The 829-nt window shown below is 47.4% G+C and carries 1 protein-coding gene; it reads right to left on the reverse strand.

Annotated features, from left to right (window positions below; translation table 11 throughout):
• On the reverse strand, positions 1–829 hold an 829-nt coding region (locus C0W29_RS21720; RefSeq protein ID WP_158260040.1), incomplete at both ends, for a hypothetical protein.

Consider the following 829-nt stretch of genomic DNA (forward strand, 5'->3'; position numbering starts at 1 on the left):
TCGAACCGGTAACTTCAACCGTGTATGAACCATCGGTGGCAATAGTTACCACCATCACGGGCTTATCGTGGCTATCAACCACGGTTAGCACATTGCCTGCCACACTAAAGGTAGTGGCTTCGCCATTGCTCGTTATACCATCAAGGCCTGGCTGCTCAGCGTTGAAATCAGTCTGATGAATCGCATCTGAGCCAACATCTAATGGCACTTCACCATGGATAATTTGACCTTGCTGGCTTGATTCATTAATCGTAGTGCCAGTATCAGTACCAAACTCTGGGTTAGCGCCGTCTTTAATCGTAATATCAACATTGGCTGGTTTTTGCAGCCAGTCACCATCGGTATCTTGCACCTGAATCGGCACATCGATGGTGATCTTATCATTCACACTATCAACTAAACCTTGGTTACCGTTATCGGTGTGATTTAACGGTTTTTCTTGAGTGATGGTGACATTAACTGCCACATCGTGACCATTCGCCGCTTGTACCGCAGACAATGATACCGTCACAACCTGCTCGCCATTGGCTGTTAAACCAATTAACTCACCCGTCGCACTGTCATAATGAAAACTGATCGCTTCATTATTACCAGTGGTTAACTCTGATTCTAACTCAGTGATTAGCGATGTCAGTTGTTTCGGATCGATGGTCACTTTTGTAGGATCGAGACGGTCTGCGCCTGCTTCAATCGCAATGGTGGTAGTGCCAGATACTGGGTAGCCGTGTTCGCTACCCTGCGGGGTTAAATCCCCTTCGGTGATCGTCACTTGCCCCTGCTCATTACCTGCAGCATCGCTACCATCTTTAATGGTGATCACTACTTGGCC

The organism is Photobacterium kishitanii, assembly GCF_003026355.1.
Lineage (GTDB): Bacteria > Pseudomonadota > Gammaproteobacteria > Enterobacterales > Vibrionaceae > Photobacterium > Photobacterium kishitanii.